This is a genomic window from Enterobacter cloacae complex sp. 2022EL-00788 (assembly GCF_026627565.1).
GTDB lineage: Bacteria > Pseudomonadota > Gammaproteobacteria > Enterobacterales > Enterobacteriaceae > Enterobacter > Enterobacter pasteurii.
The window spans coordinates 34,768-59,189 of record NZ_JAPNMC010000010.1 but is presented as its reverse complement, the minus strand read 5'-3'; the positions used below and the strand labels follow the sequence as shown (position 1 = coordinate 59,189).

Annotated in this window: 24 protein-coding genes; 3 read left to right on the top strand and 21 right to left on the bottom strand. The window is 56.9% G+C overall.

Annotated elements, in window-relative coordinates; all coding sequences use genetic code 11:
* Positions 1 to 2: 2 nt before the first annotated feature.
* The 9 genes from pabC to yceD all read right to left on the bottom strand — a co-directional run bounded on the left by pabC (position 3) and on the right by yceD (position 7,136).
* Positions 3 to 812 (bottom strand): aminodeoxychorismate lyase, encoded by an 810-nt coding sequence (gene pabC / locus OWK27_RS16410; RefSeq protein WP_267590782.1) that lies wholly within the window; start codon positions 810 to 812, stop codon positions 3 to 5.
* Between the two features lie 120 nt (positions 813 to 932).
* Positions 933 to 2,174 carry a beta-ketoacyl-ACP synthase II gene (gene fabF, locus OWK27_RS16405; RefSeq protein WP_148421735.1) on the bottom strand — a complete coding sequence of 414 codons (1,242 nt, stop codon included), beginning with the start codon at positions 2,172 to 2,174 and terminating at the stop codon, positions 933 to 935.
* A gap of 91 nt (positions 2,175 to 2,265) precedes the next feature.
* A complete protein-coding gene (gene acpP, locus OWK27_RS16400) occupies positions 2,266 to 2,502 on the bottom strand; it encodes an acyl carrier protein (RefSeq protein WP_003857954.1) in 237 nt (78 codons plus the stop codon).
* A 154-nt stretch (positions 2,503 to 2,656) separates the two neighbouring features.
* Positions 2,657 to 3,391, bottom strand: coding sequence for a 3-oxoacyl-ACP reductase FabG (gene fabG, locus OWK27_RS16395; RefSeq protein ID WP_148421736.1), 735 nt, complete (start codon positions 3,389 to 3,391; stop codon positions 2,657 to 2,659).
* A gap of 12 nt (positions 3,392 to 3,403) precedes the next feature.
* Positions 3,404 to 4,333, bottom strand: a complete 930-nt coding sequence (gene fabD, locus OWK27_RS16390) for an ACP S-malonyltransferase (protein WP_267590781.1) — start codon at positions 4,331 to 4,333, stop codon at positions 3,404 to 3,406.
* 15 nt (positions 4,334 to 4,348) lie between these two features.
* Positions 4,349 to 5,302 carry a beta-ketoacyl-ACP synthase III gene (locus OWK27_RS16385; protein ID WP_148421738.1) on the bottom strand — a complete coding sequence of 318 codons (954 nt, stop codon included), beginning with the start codon at positions 5,300 to 5,302 and terminating at the stop codon, positions 4,349 to 4,351.
* Between the two features lie 6 nt (positions 5,303 to 5,308).
* Complete coding sequence (gene plsX / locus OWK27_RS16380) at positions 5,309 to 6,343, bottom strand: phosphate acyltransferase PlsX (RefSeq protein ID WP_267590780.1); 1,035 nt, start codon at positions 6,341 to 6,343, stop codon at positions 5,309 to 5,311.
* Between the two features lie 81 nt (positions 6,344 to 6,424).
* Positions 6,425 to 6,598: a 50S ribosomal protein L32 gene (gene rpmF, locus OWK27_RS16375; protein ID WP_003857964.1), complete on the bottom strand. Its 174-nt coding sequence runs from the start codon at positions 6,596 to 6,598 to the stop codon at positions 6,425 to 6,427.
* Positions 6,599 to 6,614: 16 nt separating this feature from the next.
* Positions 6,615 to 7,136 (bottom strand): 23S rRNA accumulation protein YceD, encoded by a 522-nt coding sequence (yceD, locus tag OWK27_RS16370; RefSeq protein ID WP_006174678.1) that lies wholly within the window; start codon positions 7,134 to 7,136, stop codon positions 6,615 to 6,617.
* Between the two features lie 140 nt (positions 7,137 to 7,276).
* Here yceD and OWK27_RS16365 point away from each other — a divergent pair, with 140 nt between their 5' ends.
* Positions 7,277 to 7,861, top strand: coding sequence for a Maf family protein (locus OWK27_RS16365; protein ID WP_267590779.1), 585 nt, complete (start codon positions 7,277 to 7,279; stop codon positions 7,859 to 7,861).
* Between the two features lie 81 nt (positions 7,862 to 7,942).
* Here the strand turns inward: OWK27_RS16365 and rluC are convergent, their stop codons facing one another.
* Positions 7,943 to 8,890, bottom strand: coding sequence for a 23S rRNA pseudouridine(955/2504/2580) synthase RluC (gene rluC / locus OWK27_RS16360; RefSeq protein WP_176678637.1), 948 nt, complete (start codon positions 8,888 to 8,890; stop codon positions 7,943 to 7,945).
* A 570-nt stretch (positions 8,891 to 9,460) separates the two neighbouring features.
* On the opposite strand from rluC, the gene rne reads away from it, so the two are divergent.
* Entirely contained in the window at positions 9,461 to 12,601 is a 3,141-nt protein-coding gene (gene rne, locus OWK27_RS16355) for a ribonuclease E (RefSeq protein ID WP_267590778.1), read from the top strand.
* A gap of 41 nt (positions 12,602 to 12,642) precedes the next feature.
* Here rne and OWK27_RS16350 read toward each other — a convergent pair whose 3' ends face one another.
* Positions 12,643 to 13,596: a LysR family transcriptional regulator gene (locus OWK27_RS16350; RefSeq protein WP_267590830.1), complete on the bottom strand. Its 954-nt coding sequence runs from the start codon at positions 13,594 to 13,596 to the stop codon at positions 12,643 to 12,645.
* Between the two features lie 94 nt (positions 13,597 to 13,690).
* Here OWK27_RS16350 and OWK27_RS16345 point away from each other — a divergent pair, with 94 nt between their 5' ends.
* Complete coding sequence (locus tag OWK27_RS16345; RefSeq protein ID WP_267590777.1) at positions 13,691 to 14,905, top strand: MFS transporter; 1,215 nt, start codon at positions 13,691 to 13,693, stop codon at positions 14,903 to 14,905.
* Between the two features lie 76 nt (positions 14,906 to 14,981).
* Here OWK27_RS16345 and flgL read toward each other — a convergent pair whose 3' ends face one another.
* From flgL to flgC, 10 genes are all read right to left on the bottom strand, one after another.
* Positions 14,982 to 15,935, bottom strand: a complete 954-nt coding sequence (flgL, locus tag OWK27_RS16340) for a flagellar hook-associated protein FlgL (protein WP_267590776.1) — start codon at positions 15,933 to 15,935, stop codon at positions 14,982 to 14,984.
* Positions 15,936 to 15,949: 14 nt separating this feature from the next.
* Positions 15,950 to 17,593 carry a flagellar hook-associated protein FlgK gene (gene flgK, locus OWK27_RS16335; protein ID WP_267590775.1) on the bottom strand — a complete coding sequence of 548 codons (1,644 nt, stop codon included), beginning with the start codon at positions 17,591 to 17,593 and terminating at the stop codon, positions 15,950 to 15,952.
* A gap of 75 nt (positions 17,594 to 17,668) precedes the next feature.
* Entirely contained in the window at positions 17,669 to 18,622 is a 954-nt protein-coding gene (gene flgJ / locus OWK27_RS16330; protein WP_148421747.1) for a flagellar assembly peptidoglycan hydrolase FlgJ, read from the bottom strand.
* On the bottom strand, positions 18,623 to 19,720 hold the full coding sequence (locus OWK27_RS16325; RefSeq protein ID WP_148421748.1) for a flagellar basal body P-ring protein FlgI: 1,098 nt from the start codon (positions 19,718 to 19,720) through the stop codon (positions 18,623 to 18,625).
* A 12-nt stretch (positions 19,721 to 19,732) separates the two neighbouring features.
* On the bottom strand, positions 19,733 to 20,431 hold the full coding sequence (flgH, locus tag OWK27_RS16320; RefSeq protein ID WP_003857987.1) for a flagellar basal body L-ring protein FlgH: 699 nt from the start codon (positions 20,429 to 20,431) through the stop codon (positions 19,733 to 19,735).
* Between the two features lie 57 nt (positions 20,432 to 20,488).
* On the bottom strand, positions 20,489 to 21,271 hold the full coding sequence (gene flgG / locus OWK27_RS16315; RefSeq protein ID WP_000625853.1) for a flagellar basal-body rod protein FlgG: 783 nt from the start codon (positions 21,269 to 21,271) through the stop codon (positions 20,489 to 20,491).
* 11 nt (positions 21,272 to 21,282) lie between these two features.
* Complete coding sequence (locus OWK27_RS16310) at positions 21,283 to 22,038, bottom strand: flagellar basal body rod protein FlgF (RefSeq protein ID WP_148421749.1); 756 nt, start codon at positions 22,036 to 22,038, stop codon at positions 21,283 to 21,285.
* A gap of 20 nt (positions 22,039 to 22,058) precedes the next feature.
* Positions 22,059 to 23,267, bottom strand: a complete 1,209-nt coding sequence (flgE, locus tag OWK27_RS16305) for a flagellar hook protein FlgE (protein ID WP_148421750.1) — start codon at positions 23,265 to 23,267, stop codon at positions 22,059 to 22,061.
* Positions 23,268 to 23,293: 26 nt separating this feature from the next.
* Positions 23,294 to 24,004: a flagellar hook assembly protein FlgD gene (flgD, locus tag OWK27_RS16300; RefSeq protein WP_148421751.1), complete on the bottom strand. Its 711-nt coding sequence runs from the start codon at positions 24,002 to 24,004 to the stop codon at positions 23,294 to 23,296.
* A gap of 11 nt (positions 24,005 to 24,015) precedes the next feature.
* Positions 24,016 to 24,420: a flagellar basal body rod protein FlgC gene (gene flgC / locus OWK27_RS16295; protein ID WP_148421752.1), complete on the bottom strand. Its 405-nt coding sequence runs from the start codon at positions 24,418 to 24,420 to the stop codon at positions 24,016 to 24,018.
* Positions 24,421 to 24,422: the final 2 nt, after the last annotated feature.

The window sequence follows — 24,422 nt, the reverse complement described above, 5'->3', positions numbered from 1 at the left end:
GACTACCTGGTTTGCTCACATAACGGGGCCAGAAACTGGAACAGCTCGCGGGATGACCATGAAAGCGGGCCATAAGCGCGAACGGGGACAACGGGCATCAGCGCATTGCAGATAACGACTTCATCGGCGGACTGCAGCGCGTCTTCCTTTACGCTTACTTCGACAACGCTAAAACCGGCACGTGCCAGCTGCTGCAAACAAAACTGACGCATAATGCCGTTGACCCCGGCCTGTTCCAGCGAAGGCGTGAATACGTCACCGCCCTTCCGCCAGAGTAAATTAGCCGCACAGCATTCCGTAATGTACCCTTCGCTGTCAAGAACCAGCGCCTCGCCGGCATCCGTCTGTTCAAGATGAGTACGAATAAGCACCTGTTCAAGGCGGTTAAGGTGTTTTATTCCGGCAAGCATCGGGTTCCGCCCCAGCCGAACCGGGCTAAGCGTCAGGGTAACGCCCTCTTCGCGCCAGCGTTCATAATGGGAAGGGTAATCTGAAACGGAAACGATCCGCGTTGGATGCTGACAGGCAGCGCCGCTATACCCCCGCCCACCGCTGCCGCGGCTGATAATCACTTTTACTACGCCGCGCCTTTTACCTGACGCCAGCCGACGCATTTCACCTTCAAGGGTGTCCCACTGCGTGAAGGGGATCAGTAATGTCTCGCAGGCTTTTTGTAAGCGGCGGATATGGGCATCACGCAGGCACACTTCCCCGTCGAGAATACGCGCCGTGGTAAAACAGCCATCGCCAAAATGGATCGCCCTGTCGCCTGCCGGCAGCGTTTCTTGCTCAAGGCCATTGATTAAAAACATGGTGGCTCCTCATGCGTGGAGGCTCAGTCTGGCAGGATGTTAATAGCCGGACAAGGAGATTTCACCTAATAAAAAAGGCCCGGCAAGCGGACCTTTTTTATCGTCAGTGACTAAACAGGCTCAGACCTTTTTGAAGATCAGAGAACCGTTTGTCCCGCCGAAGCCGAAGGAGTTACACAGGGTGTACTCCATACCGCTAACCTGGCGCGCCTCGTGAGGAACGAAGTCCAGATCGCAACCTTCATCCGGGTTATCCAGGTTGATGGTTGGTGGTACAGCCTGATCGCGCAGCGCCAGGATAGAGTAGATTGACTCTACTGCACCCGCCGCACCTAACAGGTGACCGGTCATGGATTTCGTGGAGCTCACCATTACGCGGCTGGCAGATTCGCCGAAGATAGACTTAACAGCCTGAGCTTCTGCTTTATCGCCCGCAGGGGTAGACGTACCGTGGGCGTTAACGTAGCCAATCTGTGCCGGGGTAATGCCCGCATCACGGATCGCGTTAGCCATTGCCAGCGCTGCACCCGCACCATTTTCTGGTGGCGACGTCATGTGGTAAGCATCGCTGCTCATACCAAAGCCAACGACTTCAGCATAAATTTTCGCGCCACGTTTTTTCGCATGTTCGTACTCTTCAAGTACGATCATGCCTGCACCGTCGCCCAGCACGAAACCATCGCGGTCTTTATCCCACGGACGGCTTGCCGCCTGAGGATTATCGTTACGGGTAGAGAGCGCACGCGCTGCACCGAAGCCACCGACGCCCAGTGGTGTACTGGCTTTTTCAGCACCGCCCGCAACCATAGCATCTGCATCGCCGTACGCGATAATACGCGCGGCCTGGCCGATGTTATGCACGCCAGAGGTACAGGCTGTTGCGATTGAAATGCTTGGGCCGCGCAGGCCGAACATAATGGTCAGGTGACCTGCCACCATGTTTACAATCGTAGACGGAACGAAGAATGGGCTGATTTTACGCGGGCCGCCATTCATCAGGGATGAGTGGTTTTCCTCAATCAGGCCAAGACCGCCAATCCCGGAGCCAATAGCAGCACCGATACGGGACGCGTTCTCTTCCGTAATCTCAAGGCCAGAATCCTGCATGGCCTGAACGCCAGCGACAATTCCATATTGAATGAAGGCATCCATCTTGCGCTGTTCTTTGCGCGAGATGATCTCTTCACAGTTAAAATCCTTTACTAAGCCAGCAAATTTCGTTGCATAGGCGCTAGTATCGAAATGGTCGATTAGGCTGATGCCGCTCTGACCGGCAAGGAGAGCTTTCCAGGTGGACTCTACGGTATTGCCGACAGGAGACAACATGCCAAGTCCGGTCACAACTACACGACGCTTAGACACGTTTGTCCTCCAGGGAGGGATAAAAAAAGAGATTCGTGGGACTACAAAAGATAAAACTCAGGCGGTCGAATGACCGCCTGGAGATGTTCACTTATGCCTGGTGACCGTTGATGTAATCAATGGCAGCCTGAACGGTGGTGATTTTCTCAGCTTCTTCGTCCGGAATCTCAGTATCAAACTCTTCTTCCAGAGCCATTACCAGCTCAACGGTGTCAAGAGAATCTGCGCCCAGGTCTTCAACAAAGGAAGCGGAGTTCACAACTTCTTCCTGCTTAACGCCCAGCTGTTCGCCGATAATTTTCTTAACGCGTTCTTCGATAGTGCTCATACTCTTAAATTTCCTATCAAAACTCGCTTTCGCGATGGTTTTCGTAGTGTATAAAATGTTGAAAAATTTGCAACTAAATCCCGGCAGGTCTTACCACGATTTTACGTTATTTTGAGGCCATTTGCCCAAATAACGCAAATATTTTCGATCGTGATTAAACCATGTACATCCCGCCGTTGACGTGGAGGGTTTCACCAGTGATGTAACCCGCTTCGTCAGAGGCTAAAAATGCAACCGCGCTGGCGATTTCTTTAGGGTCGCCAAGACGACCCGCCGGAACTGCCGCCAGCGTACCCGCACGCTGCTCATCCGTCAGCGCACGCGTCATGTCCGTTTCAATAAAGCCCGGAGCAACAACGTTTACAGTAATACCGCGGGACGCGACTTCACGCGCCAGCGACTTACTGAAACCGATCAGACCTGCTTTCGCCGCAGCGTAGTTAGCCTGACCAGCATTTCCCATGGTACCAACCACAGAACCTACAGTGATAATACGACCATGACGCTTTTTCATCATAGCGCGCATTACCGCTTTTGACAGACGGAATACAGATGACAGGTTGGTTTCGATAATATCGTTCCACTCATCATCTTTCATTCGCATCAGCAGGTTGTCGCGCGTAATCCCGGCATTATTGACCAGAATATCCACTTCGCCAAACTCTGCGCGAATATTTTCCAGAACAGATTCGATAGATGCTGGTTCAGTCACATTCAGCACCAGACCTTTACCGTTCGCACCCAAATACTCGCTGATGGCCTGCGCGCCGTTCTCGCTGGTCGCAGTCCCGATCACCGTCGCGCCGCGCGCAACCAGTGTTTCAGCAATAGCGCGCCCAATACCGCGGCTCGCGCCGGTCACCAGGGCAATTTTTCCTTCAAAACTCATGGTAGTCCTCTTTTATTGCGAGAGTGCCGCTTTCATTGCTTCCGGCTCATTAATCGCCGAGGCAGTCAGGGTGTCAACAATACGTTTGGTAAGACCGGTAAGCACCTTACCAGGCCCCACTTCATACAGATGTTCAACGCCCTGAGACGCCATATATTCAACGGTTTTGGTCCACTGAACCGGGCTATAGAGCTGGCGAACCAGTGCGTTACGGATAGCCTCTGGCGCGGTTTCGCACTTCACGTCGACGTTATTCACAACGGAAATCGTCGGCGCGTTAAAGGTCATTTTTTCCAGCTCAACCGCCAGCTTTTCGGCGGCTGGCTTCATCAGCGCGCAGTGTGACGGTACGCTCACCGGCAGCGGCAGCGCGCGTTTAGCGCCCGCGGCTTTACAGGCAGCGCCCGCACGCTCAACCGCTTCTTTATGGCCGGCGATAACCACCTGGCCCGGCGAGTTGAAGTTTACCGGAGAAACCACCTGACCTTCAGCAGATTCTTCACACGCTTTTGCAATAGAAGCATCATCAAGACCGATGATGGCAGACATGCCGCCCGTACCTTCTGGCACCGCTTCCTGCATGAATTTTCCACGCAATTCAACCAGGCGCACCGCGTCAGCGAAGGCAATCACGCCTGCACAAACCAGCGCAGAGTATTCGCCCAGGCTGTGACCCGCCATCAGTGCAGGCGCTTTACCGCCCTGCTGCTGCCATACGCGCCACAGCGCGACGGATGCAGCCAGCAGCGCAGGCTGCGTCTGCCAGGTTTTGTTTAACTCTTCAGCGGGGCCCTGTTGGGTCAGCGCCCACAGATCATAACCCAGCGCATCAGAAGCTTCACGGAAAGTCTCTTCAATAACCGGATAGTTTGCTGCCATTTCAGACAACATCCCAACGGTTTGCGAGCCCTGTCCCGGGAACACAAAAGCAAATTGCGTCATTTTTTAATCCTTATCCTAGAAACGAACCAGCGCGGAACCCCAGGTGAACCCGCCACCAAAGGCTTCAAGCAAGACCAGTTGGCCCCGTTTAATTCGTCCATCGCGTACCGCTTCGTCAAATGCGCACGGTACCGATGCCGCAGAGGTGTTGCCGTGGCGATCCAGCGTCACCACAACGTTATCCATTGACATGCCCAGCTTCTTCGCCGTCGCGCTGATGATACGCAGGTTAGCCTGATGCGGCACCAGCCAGTCGAGGGCGGAGCGATCGAGATTGTTCGCTTCCAGCGTTTCTTCAACGATATGGGCCAGTTCAGTCACGGCAACCTTGAACACCTCGTTACCCGCCATCGTCAGATAAATCGAGCTGTCCGGGTTAACGCGATCGGCGTTAGGCAGCGTTAACAGCTCGCCGTAGCGACCGTCAGCATGAAGATGCGTGGAGATGATGCCCGGCTCGTCGGACTGCCCCAGCAGCACCGCGCCCGCACCGTCGCCAAAAATAATGATCGTGCCGCGATCGGCTGGATCGCAGGTACGCGCCAGCACGTCAGCACCGATTACCAGCGCATATTTGACGGCACCAGATTTTACGTACTGATCGGCGATGCTCAGCGCATAGGTAAAGCCCGCACACGCTGCTGCCACATCAAATGCCGGGCAGCCTTTAATGCCGAGCATGTTCTGTACCTGACACGCTGCGCTTGGGAAGGCATGCGTGGCGGAGGTTGTCGCCACCACGATAAGCCCGATCTGATCTTTATCAATCCCGGCCATTTCAAGCGCACGCTGTGCAGCTTCGAAGCCCATGGTAGAGACAGTTTCGTCTGGCGCGGCGATACGGCGTTCACGGATACCTGTGCGCGTGACAATCCACTCGTCAGACGTATCTACCATTTTTTCAAGATCGGCGTTGGTACGCACTTGTGTTGGCAGGTAGCTGCCGGTACCTAAAATCTTCGTATACATGTACGCTCAGTCACTTTTAGCTAATACAGATCCCAGGCGAGCGGCAATTCTCTGAGGAACTTGTCGCTGCACCGCCTGCACTGCCTGTTCAATCGCGACGGTAAATGCTCGCTGATTGGCGGCGCCATGACTCTTAATCACGATGCCGCGCAATCCTAACAGACAGGCGCCATTATACTGGTCGGGGTTGAGGTGACTGAATCGCCGCGTCAGGCTTTTTTGTAACCAACGCTTTAATAAAATCAGCCACCAGGACCTTTTTTTACCGTCTCCCTGAGATTTCAGCAGAGAAAGGAACATTCTTACGACCCCTTCCATGGTCTTCAACGTTACGTTTCCGGTGAAGCCATCACACACTAATACATCCGTTTTGCCCGTCAGCAGCTCATTGGCTTCGAGATAACCAATATAGTTGATGGACGGGACCTGTTTGAGTATTTCCGCAGCGTCGCGGATACTGTCCAGGCCTTTGGTTTCTTCTTCACCAATGTTCAACAACGCAACGCGGGGATGCGTAATCCCGACCACGTCTTCTGCCAGCACCGACCCCATGACGGCAAACTGAGCCAGCATTGTACTATCACAATCCACGTTAGCGCCCAGATCGAGCACCACCGTTTTGCCCTTCTGCTGATGCGGTAACACCGTCACCAGCGCCGGACGCTCAATGCCCTCAATCGGCTTGAGCAATAATTTCGACAGGCCCATCAGCGCGCCGGTATTTCCCGCGCTGACGCAAGCCTGCGCTCGCCCTTCTTTCACCAGCTCCAGCGCAATTCGCATAGAGCTGCCGCGGCTATTGCGAATAGCCTGCGATGGCCGGGCATCACTGGCAATAACTGACTGCGCAGGGATAATCTGCAGACGCGAACGTTGTTCAAAGTCAGCTTTAGCGAGTAATGGCGTGATTGTGTCGGGATTACCGACTAAAAGAAGTGTGAGTTGCGAATTAGAATTCAGTGCCTGCAAAGCTGCAGGCACTGTCACGGTAGGGCCAAAATCTCCCCCCATGACATCTAACGCCAGGGTTAGACGTGTCAAGGTATCGTCGCAGCCTGGTTCGGTAAACTCCCCGTTTGCACGGGGAAGTTCCTCACTAAGCCTAATCACGCTGACGCGTGATTACTTAGTGATAACCTTGCGGCCGCGGTAGAAACCGTCAGCGGTGATGTGGTGACGCAGGTGTTTCTCACCAGAAGTCTTGTCTACAGACAGGCTGGTAACTGCAGTCAGTGCGTCATGGGAACGACGCATGCCACGTTTGGAACGGGTTGGTTTATTCTGTTGTACGGCCATGGACCTTACTCCTCAATTACTTACGCTTTAAGCTGGCTAATACGGCAAATGGGTTTGGTTTTTGCGCTTCATCAGGCAGTTCCCCAAAGACCATGTCCGCCTCGGACACTTCACAGTGTTCAGAATCATGCACCGGAACCACTGGCAAGGTGAGGATGATTTCATCTTCAACCAGAGCCAGAAGATCGATTTCACCGAATTCGTTAACCTCAATCGGCTCATACGCTTCCGGGAGTGCTTCAGCCTGTTCGTCAGAACGAACCGGACTAAAACAATACGTTGTGTGAACATGCTGTACAAACGGTTTCCCGCAACGCTGGCACTCGAGCGTTACCGTTACCTTCGCATCACCGGTTAAAACGGCAAGACGCTGGTTGTCGATAGCGAACGACATGGAGCATTCTACATCACTGTCCACACTGACTACGGATTCGGCAATACGCTCCGCCTGATCGGAAGAATAGATTCCTTCGTAATCGAGGCGTTTTTGAGCCGTACGAACCGGATCAAGAGTCAGGGGTAATTTTACCTTTTGCATAGGGCGCGCATATTAACTTTGTAACGTCATAGAGTCAAAGAAAAAGGCAACCAGAGCTGCCTTTTGCCAATTATTCGCACACATTGCGGCCTGTAGTTTAAAATGGCTGGCATCGATACGCTATATCTGGTGATAAAAATATGCCAAATCTCGTACTTGCTTCCACTTCACCCTATCGCCGAATGCTGCTGGAAAAGCTCGGGATCCCGTTTGAATGTGCGGCACCGGACGTTGATGAGACCCCACAACCCGGCGAGTCGCCGCGACATCTGGTAACCCGTCTTGCGCAGGAGAAAGCGCAGTCGCTTGCCGAACGTTACCCTGCACATCTGATTATAGGCTCCGATCAGGTTTGTGTGCTTGACGGTGAAATCACCGGTAAACCGCATACCGAAGAGAACGCCTGCAAGCAGTTGATGTGCGCACGCGGCAGTATTGTGACCTTTTATACGGGCCTGGCGCTCTATAACTCGGCCTCCGGCCACCTGCAAACCGAATGCGAGCCGTTCGACGTCCATTTTCGCCATCTCAGCGAGCAGGAGATTATGGATTACGTGCGCCGGGAACGCCCGCTGAACTGCGCGGGGAGCTTCAAAAGTGAAGGTTTGGGGATTGCGCTATTCGATAAGCTGGACGGTCGAGACCCGAATACGCTGGTGGGGTTACCGCTGATTGCGCTATGCCAGATGTTTAGGCGAGAAGCGTGTAATCCGCTGACGGCGTAACCGCTGCGGCCTGATGCCCTCTCCCCAGGGAAAAGGTGCAAACATTAAAAACGGCAACGTCGTTGCCGTTTTACGTTTACCTTAGCCGCGCAGAACCTTGAGGCAGCGCTTCAGCTGCTCATCCAGCGGCGCTTCAATACGGATGATTTCACCGGTATTGGGATGGGTAAACTTCAGCGCAGCCGCATGCAGGAACAGACGAGACAGCCCCGTGCCCGCCAGCTGCTTGTCAAACTCGCGGTCACCGTAACGATCGTCAAAGGCAATCGGATGGCCTGCAAACTGGGTATGTACGCGGATCTGGTGGGTTCGCCCCGTCACCGGGCTACAGCGAACCAGCGTGGCAAATTCGTAGCGCTCTTCAACTTTAAAGCGCGTCTCGGACGGCTTCCCCTCCTGGTTCACGCGAACAATGCGCTCACCGCTTTGCAGAATATTTTTCAGCAGCGGTGCCTGCACCACTTTCACATGGGACTGCCACTGGCCGCGCACCAGCGCCAGGTAATCCTTCTGCATCCCTTTTTCACGCAGCTGTTCATGCAGCGAACGCAGCGCGGAACGTTTTTTTGCCACCAGCAGTACGCCAGAGGTATCACGGTCAAGGCGGTGAACCAGCTCAAGGAAACGCGCTTCCGGGCGCAGGGCCCGCAGCCCTTCAATTACGCCAAAGCTCAGTCCACTTCCCCCGTGCACCGCGGTTCCTGAAGGTTTGTTCAACACCAGGATGTGGTCGTCCTCATAAAGGATAACGTCACTCAGGGCCGCGACTTTTTGCAGCTTCGGCGAAACCGCCTCTTCTTCGCGCTCCGCAACGCGGACCGGTGGAATGCGCACTTCATCACCCGCTTCGAGCTTATATTCGGGCTTCACGCGCTTTTTGTTCACCCGCACCTCGCCCTTGCGCAGGATGCGGTAAATCATACTTTTTGGCACGCCTTTCAGCTGGGTGCGCAAAAAGTTATCGATACGTTGCCCCGCTTCGTCTTCGGCAATGGCAACCATTTTTACGGCTGGAGTCTCTGTTTTCATGGTTGGCGATTCTAAATATCGTCTGGCATTAGCGCCACTCATTTTTCTATGCTTATATTTACTTTTATCCGGAACGCTCCCCTTTCGCGCAATCGATTTGGTGGTTATTAAACCAATCGCCTCGTTGAAGTGAAGAAACTGTGAGTAACCGGGTGATAATTGGTAAAAGTCATCTTGCTATAACCCGGCGAGCAGTGGAATAATGAATCCGTTTTCCGCGTTAAATCCGGGTTTTGTAAGGATGTCGACGGAATGACCAATTTTGTCTGACCGATCATCCACGCAGCAATGGCGTAAGACGTATTGATCTTTCAGGCAGTTAGCGGGCTGCGGGTTGCAGTACTTCCCGGTATAAGGATTGTTCTCTGGAGAGTTTTCCCAGGCAATTCCCCTGATAATTGCGCTGTGTTTCCGTATGAAACACGGGCAACCGACACTCTGCGCCTCTTAAGCGAGCGACAACCGTGAGGTTGGCGACGTGAATAGACACGAGGCCATCGGTTCATACCCCGGAAAGCGTCACCTTGCCCGCAGCTTTGTCGTCAATGTAAGAATAACGAGTAAGTTACGATGAAAAGAATGTTAATCAACGCAACTCAGCAAGAAGAGTTGCGTGTCGCCCTTGTGGATGGGCAGCGCCTGTACGATCTGGATATCGAAAGTCCTGGACACGAACAGAAAAAAGCGAACATTTACAAAGGTAAAATCACCCGCATTGAACCAAGCCTTGAGGCTGCATTTGTCGATTACGGTGCTGAGCGTCATGGTTTCCTTCCTCTTAAAGAAATCGCCCGCGAATATTTTCCTGCGAACTACAGCTCCCATGGCCGTCCGAACATTAAAGATGTTCTGCGTGAAGGTCAGGAAGTTATCGTTCAGATCGATAAAGAAGAGCGCGGCAACAAAGGTGCCGCACTGACCACCTTTATCAGTCTGGCAGGAAGCTATCTGGTACTGATGCCAAACAACCCGCGTGCGGGTGGTATCTCACGCCGTATCGAAGGTGATGACCGTACCGAGCTGAAAGAAGCGCTGGCAAGCCTTGAGCTGCCGGACGGCATGGGGCTTATCGTGCGCACCGCAGGCGTCGGCAAATCTGCCGAAGCATTGCAGTGGGACCTGAGCTTCCGCCTGAAGCACTGGGAAGCCATTAAGAAAGCGGCGGAAAGCCGCCCTGCTCCGTTCCTGATCCACCAGGAAAGCAACGTCATCGTGCGTGCCTTCCGCGATTACCTGCGTCAGGACATCGGGGAAATCCTGATTGATAACCCGAAAGTGCTTGAGCTGGCTCGCCAGCACATCGCCGCGCTGGGCCGTCCGGATTTCACCAGCAAAATCAAACTGTACACCGGTGAAATCCCGCTGTTCAGCCACTATCAAATTGAATCCCAGATCGAGTCGGCCTTCCAGCGTGAAGTGCGTCTGCCATCCGGCGGCTCTATCGTTATCGATACAACCGAAGCGCTGACCGCCATCGACATCAACTCCGCGCGTGCAACCCGCGGCGGCGATATCGAAGAGACCGCCTTCAACACCAACCTTGAAGCCGCTGATGAAATTGCCCGCCAGCTTCGCCTGCGCGACCTGGGCGGTCTGATCGTCATCGACTTCATCGACATGACCCCGGTTCGCCACCAGCGTGCGGTTGAAAACCGCCTGCGTGAAGCCGTTCGCCAGGATCGTGCGCGTATTCAGATCAGCCATATTTCCCGCTTTGGCCTGCTGGAGATGTCCCGCCAGCGCCTCAGCCCGTCACTCGGCGAATCCAGCCATCACGTCTGCCCACGCTGTTCCGGTACGGGTACCGTGCGTGACAACGAATCTCTCTCCCTCTCCATTCTGCGTCTGATTGAAGAAGAAGCGCTGAAGGAGAACACCAAAGAGGTTCACGCCATCGTTCCGGTGCCAATTGCTTCTTACCTGCTGAACGAAAAACGTGCGGCGGTAAGCGCAATCGAAGCGCGCCAGGGCGGCGTTCGCTGCATCATCGTGCCAAACGACGAGATGCAGACTCCGCACTATCACGTGCTGCGTGTCCGTAAAGGTGAAGAGACAAGCACCCTCAGCTACCTGCTGCCTAAGCTGCATGAAGAAGAGATGGCACTGCCATCCGATGAGGAGCCTGCCGAGCGTAAACTGCCCGAGCAGCCGGCTTTAGCGACCTTCATCATGCCTGAAGCCCCGCCGGAAGCGACGCTGGAAAAACCGGCAGCCAAACCGGCTGAGCAAAAAGCTGCCCCTGCCGCGCCAAAAGCGCAGCCTGAGCAGCCTGGTCTCCTGAGCCGCCTCTTCGGTGCGCTGAAGAAGATGTTCGCTGGCGAAGAAGCGCAACCTGAGCAGCCGAAAGAGGCACCGAAAGAAGCGAAGCCAGAGCGTCAGCAGGAACGCCGCAAGCGTCAGAACAATCGTCGCGACCGCAACGACCGCAATGAGCGCAATGAGCGTGGCGATCGTAATGAACGCCGTGACAATCGTTCCGACAACAACGAAGGCCGCGAGCAGCGCGAGGACAACCGTCGCAACCGTCGCGAGAAGCAACAGCAGAATGTTGAAGATCGTGAAATTCGCCAGCAGGCGGGCGACGAGTCCGAGAAGAGCAAACCGCGTGACGAGCAGCAGCCGCGCCGCGAGCGTAACCGTCGCCGTAACGACGAGAAGCGCCAGGCGCAGCAGGAAGTTAAAAGCCTGAACCGCGAAGCGCCTGTTGAACAGCAGGAAGCCGAGCAGGAAGAGCGCACGCAGGTTATGCCGCGTCGCAAGCAGCGCCAGCTCGCACAGAAGGTGCGCGTGGGCGAAGTTCAGGCTGAAGAAATCGCCGTTGTCGCGGTTGAAGCAGCGGACAGCGCAACCGGTACGCAGGTGGCGAAAGTCGATCTGCCTGCGGTGGTAGAAAATCAGGTTGAGCAGGACGAAAGCGGTGAAAACCGCGACAACGCGGGTATGCCGCGTCGCTCACGCCGTTCTCCGCGTCATCTGCGCGTTAGCGGCCAGCGTCGTCGTCGCTATCGTGACGAGCGTTACCCTACCCAGTCACCGATGCCGCTGACCGTGGCGTGTGCGTCGCCTGAAATGGCCTCCGGTAAGGTCTGGATCCGCTATCCGGTTGCTCGTCCGGAGCAGGCTGTTGAAGAACAGGCTGTGACCGAAGAGGTAATTGCACCGGTAGTAGCGGCAGAAGAAGTCGTGACTGAAGCGGCAACCGTGGTTGAACCTCAGGAGGTTGAACCTCAGGCTGTAGAAACGACAGAGCCTCAGGCAGTGGAAGTTGAAACTACCCATCCTGAAGTTATTGCTGCGCCGGTTGATGCCGCACCGCAGATTATTGCCGAAGAAGATGCCGTAGTGGCTGAAGAGGTAGCGGAGCACGCTGAACCTGCACCAGCAGTGGAAGAAACCGCAGACTCTGCTGTCGAAACGGTTACCGAAGAGGTGGTTCAGGACGTCGAGATTCAGGTTGAGCCTGTTGTCGAAGAAGCGAAAGCGCCTGAAGTGAAGCCAGCTCCGGTTGAAGTTATCGCCGCACCAGCGCCTGCGCACGTTGCAACGGCACCTATGACCCGCGCGCCGGCACCAGAGTATGTGCCTGAAGCGCCGCGCCATAGCGACTGGGTACGCCCGGAATTCAACTTCGAAGGTAAAGGTGCTGCCGGTGGCCATAGCGCAACGCATAAGGCTACTGCCCCAGCTACCCGTCCGCAGTCCGTGGAATAACGCACGCTAAGTCAAAAAGCCGACCTCCGGGTCGGCTTTTTTTATGGCTGCTGCACGGGCTTTCTCATCCCCGTCAACTCCGGCATTATCTGGCGCATCATCTCAAGAAAGCGCCGCAGGCGCGCCGGATAATAACGAGACCATGGATAAACCAGATGCACCGGTAACGCCTCCGGTTGCCACTCCGGCAACAAATGCACCAGACGCCCTTCCCGAATATCGTTCTGAACCGTCCAGCTGGATACAACCGCCACGCCAAGCCCGGTTAGCGCCGTATTGCGTGCCACGTACAGGCTGTCGGTGCTCAGGCGTGGCGTAATGGCTACCCGCACCGGTACCGGGGAGGCATCATGGAAAAGCTCCACATGGCGCTGGTAAAAAGAGCTGATGGCAATCCAGGGAAGCTGCTGCAAATCTTCCGGCGTATTAACCGCCGGAAAGCGGGCCAGTAACTCCGGTGAAGCCACCACCGAGCGCGGCACTTCGGCCAGCAGCACGGATACGGTTGCCGGATCGACCTCAGCGCCCACCCGGATAGCGCAGTCGAGATTGTCCCCGAGAAAATCAGCTGACCGATCGTTGAGCAGCCACTCAATGGAAAGTAGCGGATAGCGCTGCAAAAATTCGGTTAATGGTTTCAGAAGCTGATCCTGACCAAACGCGTGCGGTGCCCGCACCCGCAGCACCCCCACCGGTTCATCCTCCGACTGCCCCACCTCATCTTCCAGCGCCAGCCAGCTGTCAATGACCCGGCGCGCGTGCTGATAGCAGCGTTCGCCGTCATCGGTCAGCCGCATCGTGTGGGTGGTGCGCAGCATCAGGCGCACCCCAAGCATTGTCTCAAGCGACTGTAGTCGCCGGCTTACCGTGGCCTGGGTTGTCGCCAGCTGCCGCGCCGCGGCGGAAAGCGATCCTGCCTCAACGATACGTACAAACGTCCGCATCAGTTCCACCCTGTCTATACGCTCAGCTCTTTTCATATTCCACCGCGCCATACGTCCAACGTATAAGCGTTTTACCACCGTGCCCGCTACCGCCGCAAGGCGTAGTGAGAAAAAATAGCCCCACACGATGAATGAGGAACGTCATATGAACACAACAACTGCCGCCCGGGCCGTAAGCCGCTGGGTAATCTTAATGCTGGCGCTCGGGGCTGGCTTCAGCGTGGCATCCATCTATTATGCCCAGCCTCTGCTGCCGCTGATGGGCGCAGACCTGCACCTGAGCATCGAAGGAATGGGCATGGTGCCGACGCTTACGCAGGCGGGTTACGCCTTAGGGATCCTGTTCCTGTTACCGCTCGGCGATCGCCATGACCGCAGGACGTTAATTCTGATAAAAAGCGCGGCCCTGGCGCTGTTCCTGCTGGCCTGTAGCCTGACAGGACAGCTGCACTCCCTGCTGCTCGCCAGCCTGCTGATCGGCATGGCCGCCACCATGGCGCAGGACATCGTCCCCGCCGCGGCGATCCTGGCGCCCGAAGGGAAACAGGGAAAAACCGTCGGCACGGTGATGACCGGCCTGCTGTTGGGCATTCTGCTCTCCCGAACCGTAAGCGGCGTGGTAGGTGAAGCCTTTGGCTGGCGGGTGATGTACCAGCTGGCTGCCGCAAGCATTGCGTTTGTCGGTGTGGTGATGTGGGCCGTGCTTCCCCGCTTTGCCGTTCACTCCACGCTGAGCTATCCGGCCCTTCTGCGCTCTATGGAGCACCTCTGGCGTCGCTACCCGGCGCTGCGTCGGGCCGCACTGGCACAGGGTTTTCTGTCGATTGCCTTTAGCGCGTTCTGGTCGACGCTGGCGGTGATGCTGCTGGAACGTTATCACCTCGGCAGCGCCGTGGCGGGTGGGTTTGGTATTGCCGGAGCCGCCGGGGCGCTGGCCGCACCGCTGGCAGGAGGCTTGGCCGATAAGCTGGGTGCCGGTAAAGTAACCCAGCTGGGTGCCGCGCTGGTGACCGTCTCGTTTGCCCTGATGTTCCTGATGCCGGCGCTGGGCGTACATGGCCAGCTGATCCTGATAGCCCTTTCCGCTGTCGGTTTCGATCTCGGCTTGCAGTCCAGCCTCGTGGCGCACCAGAATCTGGTTTACAGCCTTGAGCAGCAGGCGCGTGGACGCCTTAACGCCCTGCTGTTTACCGTCGTCTTTATCGGGATGGCGCTGGGTTCGGCATTAGGCAGCAATATCTATACCCTGGCAGGCTGGTCTGGCGTGGTGGCGCTGGCAACCCTGTGCGGCGCGATTGCGCTGGTCATCAGGCTGGTAGAAAGCGCCCGGGTGACGTCTGCGCAGGCTGAAGGTGTATAAAAAAAATGCCCAACCCCTGCGGGTTGGGCAGTCAAAACATACCCAGTTTCATGGCATGTTCTAAAAGGCGAAAGTCTTATCTGTTAAGCTGGAACAAAGACATACCCTGCATATCGCTAAAGGCCTTGTACGAGGCCTGCAGCGCCGCCTGCTGCATGGTGTAGGAGGAAATCGCAGCGTTCCAGTCCACGTCAACCAGGTCGCTCATCTGCTGAGTCTGCCCCAGCGCGCGCTCGTCACCCAGCGCATCCAGCTTGTCCAGCTCGTTCAGTTTGGTGCCCAGGTCAGCGCGCACCGTCAGTATGTTGTCCAGCGAGTTGCTGAGGCCGCGGTTAGCTTTATCAATACTTTGCGTCAGGGCCTCGGCTTTTGCAGCATCACCCTCGATTGGGTCTTTCAGCGCGGCAATCGCCGTATCGAGAATTTTGAACAGGTTCGTTTCCTGCGTGCTGCCTGCGGGTTCCGGCTTGGCATTACTGGTAAAGGTGTCAAAGACTTCAGTGCCGGTATGGCCGATCTGCATCGTGCGAGCGGAATCAACCTGCTGAGAAATCCCGATATCGCCGCCGCTGTAATTGCCGTTAGCCTGATCGAACGGCGCTTTATCCGTTTTGTATCCGGCAAAGATATAGCGGCCGTTACCGTCAGTGCTGTTTGCCAGGTTCATCAGCTGATCGCGAATACCCTGCAAGTCGTTCGCCAGCGAGGCCCGGTCGCTATCGCTTAATGAACCGTTGCCGGCGTACACGATTTTCTCCTGCGCCGACTGAATCGCGCTATTAACCTGGCCGAGAACGCTCTCTTCGAGGGACACTTTCTGCGTGGCAAAGGTGCGCGCCAGGGCAAACTGGCTATTCTGGGACTGCGCCTGAGAAAGTACCACCGCCTGGGATGCCGCAATCGGGTCGTCAGACGGACGGTTTACGCGCTTACCGGTGGACATCTGCTCGCCAAAGCCTAACCAGCGGCTCTGGGAATCGGTGATGCCACGCATGTTCTGTTCGTACATCATTTGGGTGCTAATACGCATTTTTCACCTCGTCTTTAGCGAATATTGATTAACGCGTCAAAAAGCGTATTGGCCGTTTGCAGAACCTGAGCATTCGCCAGGTAATACTGCTGGTAGCGCTGCAGGTTGCCGTACTCTTCGTCGAGGTTAACCCCGGAGATAGACTGCTGCTGGTTGCTTAACTGCGTCACCACGTTGGCTTTCGTCTGGCTGCTGGTTTTCAGCGATGCCGTAGTGCTGCCTACGGTACTGACCAGCGCGGCATAGGCGTCGTTGAAGGTTTTGTTGCCGCCAACGACTTTGCTGTTTTGCAGATCCACCAGCGCCTTGCCGTTACGGTTATCGCTCTCGCCGCCGTCAGCGGCTTCCGCCATCGCCAGCTGGGATTCATCAGAGATAGCCACGCTCATGTTGACGATGCTGTTAACGACCGGCTTGACGATAAAGCTGTCTTTAGTGGCGGCGGTGCCGGAGACGTTCACCGTCAGGCCGTCAAAGGTCATCTTACCGCTGGCATCCGGCGTGGCCTTGAAGGAGGTTTTGTCTGCCAGACGCGTAACCGTCCAGTCGGTACCGTTAAACTCGAGCCTGTAATCGGTCGCCTGCACGTCCGAGCTTTTCGCCACGGTCGCCGTCACGCTCGCGCCGGGCAACGAGTTTTTGCTGTTGCTCACCACGGCCGGCGAGCCAATGTTAAACAGCGCTTTACCCTGATCGCCGTTGGCATCAAAGCCCTTTTCATGCTGGGTATTCATCGCATCGGCAAAGGCCAGCGCCAGCTGGTTCAGGGTATTACGCGCTTTATCCAGATCTTCCGAACGGAAGGTTAACAGGCCGCCCAGCGATCCGGTGTTCAGCGCTTTTTCAGGAATTTCAATTGCGCCCGCGACTTCATCAACATACGCCACCGCGATGCGGGTTGGGTCTGCGCTGGAGCTTACCGCTGCCAGCTGATTCGCCTTGCTGCCCTGAACCAGGCTATAGCCGTTGCCGAACGAAACGTTATAGGTACCGCTGTCCTGGACAGAGACCTCAACGCCGACAATCTTGTTCAGTTCGCTGACCAGCTGATCGCGCTGATCGAGCAGGTTGTTTGGCGATGCGCCAGCCCCCACGCCCGTCAGACGGGAAATCTGATCGTTGAGGTTGGCGATCTGCTGCGCGTAGTTGTTGATCTGATCGACGCTGGTCGCAATCGCGGTATTCACCTGCGAATCCTGATCGCGGAGGTACTGATCGTTAACCTTGAACTGGTTTACCAGCCCGTCCGCCTTGCCCAGCACCGTCTGACGGGCAGCCGGATCTTCGGCGTTGCTCACCAGGGTTTGCAGGCTTTTGAAGAAATCCTGCAGAGTGCTGGAAACGGAGTTGGTGGTATCCGAGAGCACGTCGTCAATCTTTGACATCTGCTGGTAGCGCGTGGTCAGCCCGCTGCTCTGGTTCTGCGCCGCGCGCAGCTGGTTGGTGATAAAGGCGTCATATTCACGCTGAACACCGGAGACATACACTCCGTTACCCACCCAGCCACCGCCGGTCAGGGTGCTGTTTGATGCCCCCAGGATGGTAGTCTGGCGGGTATAACCTGCCACGTTATAGCTTGAAATATTATTACTGACGGTATTGAGTGCCGACTGGGCAGCACTGAGGCCACTCATGGCGCTGTTAATCAGACTGGACATGGGGGTTCCTTTTATACGTTCAGACACGAGTCCTGATGAAGGTTATCGGCAACCTCCACCGGGACTTGAGAACTTTCAGAACAGATTTTCGAGATCGGCGCTATAGGCTTTGCTGACCTTCTCGGACATGGATTTCAGCTGCTGGATCATGCTGGTCAGCTTGCGGGCATAGTTAGGATCGGTGGCGTATCCGGCATTCTGTAACGCCTGTGCGCCCTGCTCTGGCGTGGCCGCTTGCGTCACGGCGGTATAGCGCGGATTTCGGCTCAGCAGGCCGACATAATCCGACAAGGCTTCCAGATACGAGCTGTAGACGCGGAATTTGGCCTTCACCTTCACTGCCGTACCGTTTTCATATTCGGTGGTGGTGATTTCCGTGGTCGGCCCCTTCCAGCTGGAGGAGGCCTTCACGCCAAAGATGTTAAAGCTCGGCTCGCCGTTTTCCCTGCGGATTTGCCGCTGCCCCCAGCCGGACTCCAGCGCCGCCTGCGCCAGGATCAGGTGGTGCGGCACGCCGCTCTCCTCGCTGGCGAGACGGGCGGGCAGCGAAAGCTGCGCCAGGAAGTCTTTACTGTCTCCGGAAAGCGGTTCGCCACGCGCCTCTGCCGGCTTCGGCATCGCCTTACGCACCATCTGCGTCAGCGCCTGATTCTGATAACTGGTCACCTTTTCCAGATCGAACTTCAGCGGCACCTGCTGTGGAGCCTCCTCTGGCGGAAGCCCCTGCGCCGCTGCGGTCTGCTTAACAATCATGTCCGCCAGGCCGAGCCCCTTACCGGCGGTCATCTGCTGGGCAATCTGCTGATCGTACATGCTGGTGTAAAGCCGCGTGGAGTCGCTGCTGAACATGCCGTCTTTCGGCAGCGTTTCACGCATGCTTTTCAGCATCATCTGCACGAACATGCCTTCCACCTGGCGGGCGACCGGGCGGATATTCGCCGCCGGATCCTGGCCTGCTTTGGTCTTCAGCTCGTTGAGCGACTGGGCATCCCAGGCGGCACTGGTCAACAGTTTGCTATCGGTCAGCATTTAGATGATTTCCAGTTTGGCGCGCAGACAGCCTGCGCTTTGCATGGATTGCAGAATGGACATCAGATCCATTGGCGTTGCACCCAGCGCGTTCAGGGCACGCACCACGCTGTTCAGGTTGGCGCTGGAGCGCACGCTCTGCAGCGAACCGCCGCTCTGACGTAAATCAATCTGCGTTTGCGGCGTCACCACGGTCTGGCCGCCGCCGAACGGCGTATCGGGCTGGCTGACGTTGGCGGAACGGTTAACCGTCACGGAGAGGTTACCCTGCGCGACGGCACAGCTGTCCAGCGTCACTTCACGGTTCATGACCACCGAGCCGGTACGGGAGTTGATGATCACTTTCGCGTCCTGAAGCGGCACGTTCACTTCCATATTCTGGATATCGGCCAGCATTCGCACCTGGTTACTGCTGCCTGTAGAGGTACGGATCTGCACGGTGCGGGCATCCAGCGCGGTGGCGCTGCCGTAGCCGCGGCTGCGGTTGATGGTGTCAGCGATCTGCTGCGCCATCGTGAAGTCTTCCGTATTCAGCTGCAGGTTAATGGTGTTGCCGGTGCCGAACTGGGTCGGGAGTTCGCGTTCGATGATCGCGCCGTTGGTAATGCGTCCACCGTTCAGCTGGTTCACCTGCACGCTGCTGCCGCCCGCCGACGCGCCTGCCCCGCCAACCAGAATATTGCCCTGCGCCAGGGCGTACACCTGGCTGTCGACGCCCTTCAGCGGGGTCATCAGCAGCGTGCCGCCGCGCAGGCTTTTGGCGTTACCCATAGACGAGACCACCACGTCAATGGTCTGGCCCTGGCGCGCAAAGGCCGGATAAGACGCGGTCACCATCACGGCCGCCACGTTTTTCAGCTGCATATTGGTCCCGGCCGGTACGGTAATACCAAGCTGGGAGAGCATGTTGTTCAGGCTCTGGGTGGTGAACGGCGTCTGGGTCGTCTGGTCACCGGTACCGTCAAGCCCCACCACCAGACCATAGCCAATCAGGGAGTTTTCACGCACGCCCTGCACGCTGGTGAGATCGCGAATGCGGTCGGCCTGCGCAACGGCTGCAGCCAGCGACAGCGCCACGGCGAAGAGAAATTTATACATAGGTCACCTCGCTTACATCGGCGATAGGTTAAGGAAGAAGCGCTGCAGCCAGCCCATATTTTGCGCCTCGTTGATATAGCCGTTGCCGACGTATTCGATGCGCGCATCCGCCACCTGGGTGGACGGTACGGTGTTGGTGCCGCTGATGGTGCGAGGGTTAACCACACCGGAGAAGCGAATGAATTCCGTGCCCTGGTTAATGGCGATCTGTTTCTCACCCACCACGTGCAGGTTGCCGTTCACCAGAACCTGGTCGACCGTTACCGTCAGCGTGCCGCTGAAGGTATTGCTGGCGTTCGCCCCGCCTTTACCGTTAAAGGTGTTGCCGCCAGAGGCTTCCACGTCCGCACGGGCGTTGCCGAACAGACCCTGCAGATAGCGCGGCACGGTGTCGAAGCCAAAATTGGTTTTGCCGTCGCGGCTGGCGTTCGCCGACGAGCTCTTGCTCGCGCTGACGTTTTCCTGCAGCACAATGGTCAGCGTATCGCCAACGTTACGCGGACGACGGTCTTCAAACAGCGGCTGATAGCCGTAGTTAATCGGCTGCGCGGTCTGGAAAATGGAGCCGTTCACCACCGGCGCGGGGCCGGGAACGGGTTGGGCGGTAGTCGCACCCTGTACCAATGGTTTAGACGGGATCCAGGCACACCCGCTGAGGGTGACGGCCAGAACTGTCAGTATCGGATAACGAAACGCCGCGTTTTTTTGCATTGCCTTCATCTTCGAAAACAGGGAGCCGGTGCGGCGTTTACCGCACCGGGCTACGCCTTAGAGTTGCGTCAGTTTTTGCAGCATCTGGTCGGTCGTCGACACTGCTTTACTGTTAATTTCATACGCGCGCTGAACCTGGATCATATTCACCAGCTCTTCCGCCACGTTGACGTTCGAGGTTTCTACATACCCCTGGTACAGCAGCCCCGCACCGTTCAGGCCCGGAGTACTTTCATTTGGCGTACCGGAGGATTGCGTTTCGGTGTAGAGGTTCTCGCCGATGCTTTCGAGGCCGGTATCGTTCATGAAGGTCGTCAGGTTGAGCTGGCCAACCTGAACCGGTGCCGCCTGGCCCTGCTGAGTCACGCTCACGATGCCGTCGCGACCAATGGTAATGCTCAGGGCGTTCGCCGGAATGGTGATTGCAGGCTGAACCTGGAAACCGCCCGCCGTCACCAGCTGACCGTTCTGGTCCACCTGGAAGGAGCCATCGCGCGTGTAGGCAGAGGTGCCGTCCGGCAGCTGGACCTGGAAGAAGCCCTGGCCTTTAATAGCAACGTCTTTACTGTTGTTGGTCTGGGACAGGTTACCCTGGCTGTGCAGACGCTCGGTGGCAACCGGGCGCACGCCGGTACCGATTTGCAGACCGGAAGGCAGCGTGGTTTGCTCGGATGACTGCGCCCCCGGCTGACGAATCGTTTGGTAAAGCAAATCTTCGAAAACCGCACGCTGGCGCTTGAAACCGTTGGTGCTGACGTTAGCCAGGTTGTTGGCAATGACATCCATGTTGGTTTGCTGGGCGTCCAGACCGGTTTTCGCGATCCATAAAGAACTGATCATAAGGAGTCCTGTTAGCTGATAGCCAGAAGTTGGTTAGCCTTGCCCGCGTTTTCATTGACGCTGCTGATGATCTTCATCTGCATTTCAAAGCGGCGGGCGCTGGCGATCATGTCGGTCATGGCTTCTACCGGTTTGACGTTACTGCCTTCCAGCACGCCGGACATCACGCGGATGGTCGGGTCGGCCTGTAACGTCGCACCGCGGGCGGCCTGGGCCGCCTGGGTCAGACGGAACATCCCGTCATCGCCACGCTGCACTTCATTGCCTTCCGCTTTCACCAGCTTGAGGCGACCAACGGGCGCAACGGTGTTGGCCGGGTCGCCCGGATTTAACGCCGAGATCGTCCCGTCTGCCGCAATGGTCAGCTCTGACCCTTCAGGCACCGTCAGCGGTCCCGCTTCGCCCATAACCGGATGACCCTGAATCGTCAGCTGTCCGGTGGCGCTCACCTGAATATTGCCGTTGCGGGTATAACCTTCCCCGCCGTCAGGCGTCTGCACCGCCAGCCAGCCGTCCTGCTGAAGGGCAACGTCCAGCGGACGCGCGGTGTAATCCATCTGGCCCGGCGTCATGTCGGCGCCCGGCGTGGAGGCGGTCACCAGCGTACGCGTCGGCAGCGTCAGACCTTCTACCGGCACCGCGCGCAGGGCGTTAAGCTGGGCGCGAAAGCCAGGCGTTGAGGCGTTCGCCAGGTTGCTGGCGGTAACAGCCTGCTGATTGAGCGTCTGGCTTGCCGCGCCCATCGCTGTATATATTGCGTGATCCATTGCGCTTTCCCGTCAGCTGCTTAACGCAGGTTAACCAGCGTGTTGAGGATCTGATCCTGGGTTTTGATGGTCTGCGCATTGGACTGGTAGTTACGTTGCGCGACGATCATGTTCACCAGCTCTTTACTCAGATCGACGTTGGAGGCTTCCAGCGCGCCGTTGGTCAGCGTGCCGAAGTTACCGGAACCCGCGGTACCCAGCAGGGCAACGCCGGAGGACTGGGTGGCAGACCAGACGTTATTTCCTTCGGACTTCAGACCTTCGTTGTTGGCGAAGTTTGCCAGCACGATCTGGCCCAGCACCTGGGTCTGTTCGTTTGAATAGTTACCCACAACGGTGCCGTCATCGTTAATCTGGTAGCTCACCAGATCGCCCGGCTTGTAGCCGTTCTGGTTAGTCGCCACGATGTTGTTCGCGCCGGTGTTTTGCTGCATGGAGTTAGCGAAGCTCATGGCAAACGTGGCCGGCGTTGCGCCCGGAACGGTACCCGTCGTGATATTGACGTTTCCGCCGCCCGTCAGCACGCCGCTCTCGTTAAAGGTCAGCGTGGTCTCTTCCGTTATCGCGCCGCCCGCCACGCTGCCGTCCTGGGAAAAGACTTTCCACGAGTTGGCCGGCGTTGCGTTCTTAACGTAGAACAGGTTCATGTTGTGGGCATTACCCTGGCTGTCAAACACCGTCACGGTGCCTTTCTTGTTGTAAGAGTCAGGGTTGGCCGGGTCGAAGGCGACGGTTGGCGCGGTATCGGTGGAGTTCAGGTTGATCTGCTGAGAAGCCGTGGTGGTGGATTTCGCCGCCATCAGCGTCGTTGGAATGGAAATCGCCTGCGGGTTCGCACCGGTTTGCACCGTTGGCGGCGTACCCGCAACCGGATAACCGGTTAACTGAAGCCCCTGCATGTTCACCAGGTTACGGTTTTCGTCCAGCTTGAACTGGCCGTTACGGCTGTAGAACACGGAACCGTTAGCATCCACCATGCGGAAGAAACCGTTCTGGCTGATGGCAACGTCCAGACCGCGACCGGTGTTGGTGGTCGTGCCGTCGGTGAAGTCCTGGGTGATGCCCGCGACCTTCACGCCCAGGCCCACCTTAGAGCCTGCAAACATGTCTGCGAAAGACGCAGTACCGGATTTAAAACCATAGGTCGCGGAGTTGGCGATGTTGTTGCCAATGACGTCCAGGTTGGTGGCCGCAGCATTCAGGCCGCTGACCGCTTGAGAAAAGGCCATGACTTACTCCTGATAAGTATTAAGGCTTAGATAATCTGCCGAACTTCGTCGAGCGTGGTGGTACCGGAGGTACCCAAATCCAGTTTGTTTCCGTCGCTACCCCGGATGACGCCCTGAACCAGCGCAAACTGCAGCGGCTGAGCCACCAGCTGGGTGGTACCGCTGCTGGCGCTAATCGCCACCTGATACGATCCGTTAGGCGCTTTGGTACCGTCGGTCAGGCTGCCGTCCCAGGTAAAGGTATGGACGCCCGCTTTCAGCTCGCCAATCTCAATCGTGCGCACCACGTTACCGCTGGCGTCTTTGATGGTGGCGGTGACCTTGTCTGCCGGCTGCTGCAACTCAACGCCAAACGGCGTGGTGGTGGTAGTGGACGTGCCATCGGTGGTGCTGGTGCCAGCCAGAATAGTGGTGCCCGGGATCATCACCCCGTGGCCAATCAGGTTGGCGGCCTGCAGGGACTGGCTGTTGTCGATTTGTCCGGAAACAGAGCCGAGCGTGGTGTTCAGCTTCTCGATGCCGCTGACGGTACTGATCTGCGCAAGCTGCGTGGTCAGTTCGTTGTTCTGCATCGGGTTGGTAGGGTCCTGGTTCTTCAGCTGCGCCACCAGCAGGGTCAAAAAGCTGCTCTGTAAATCGGAGGCATTACTCCCCGTAAGGGAGCTGGAACCGGTGGCGCTTCTGGCGCTGTTGACGCCCGTATTTGTCGGGTCATTCACGTTTACGGCGATGGACATGCGTGTCTCCTTTACTGGCCGAGAGTGAGTGTTTTGAGCATCATGCTCTTCACGGTATTAAGCACTTCGACGTTTGCCTGGTAGCTGCGGGATGCGGACATGGAGTTCACCATCTCCCCGACCACATCCACGTTCGGCATTTTCACGTAACCGCTGGCATCCGCGAGCGGGTTGCCCGGCTCGTAAACCAGCTTGTCAGGCGCCTGGCTTTCAACCACCTCCGCCACCTTCACGCCGCCCGTTGCCGCACCCGGTGCGGCATTGACCTGAAAGACCACCTGCTTCGCGCGGTACGGCTGTCCGTCCGGCCCGGTTACGCTGTCGGCGTTGGCAAGGTTACTGGCGGCCACGTTCAGCCGCTGGGACTGCGCCGTTAGCGCCGAACCGGCGATATCAAAAATATTCAGCAAGGCCATTT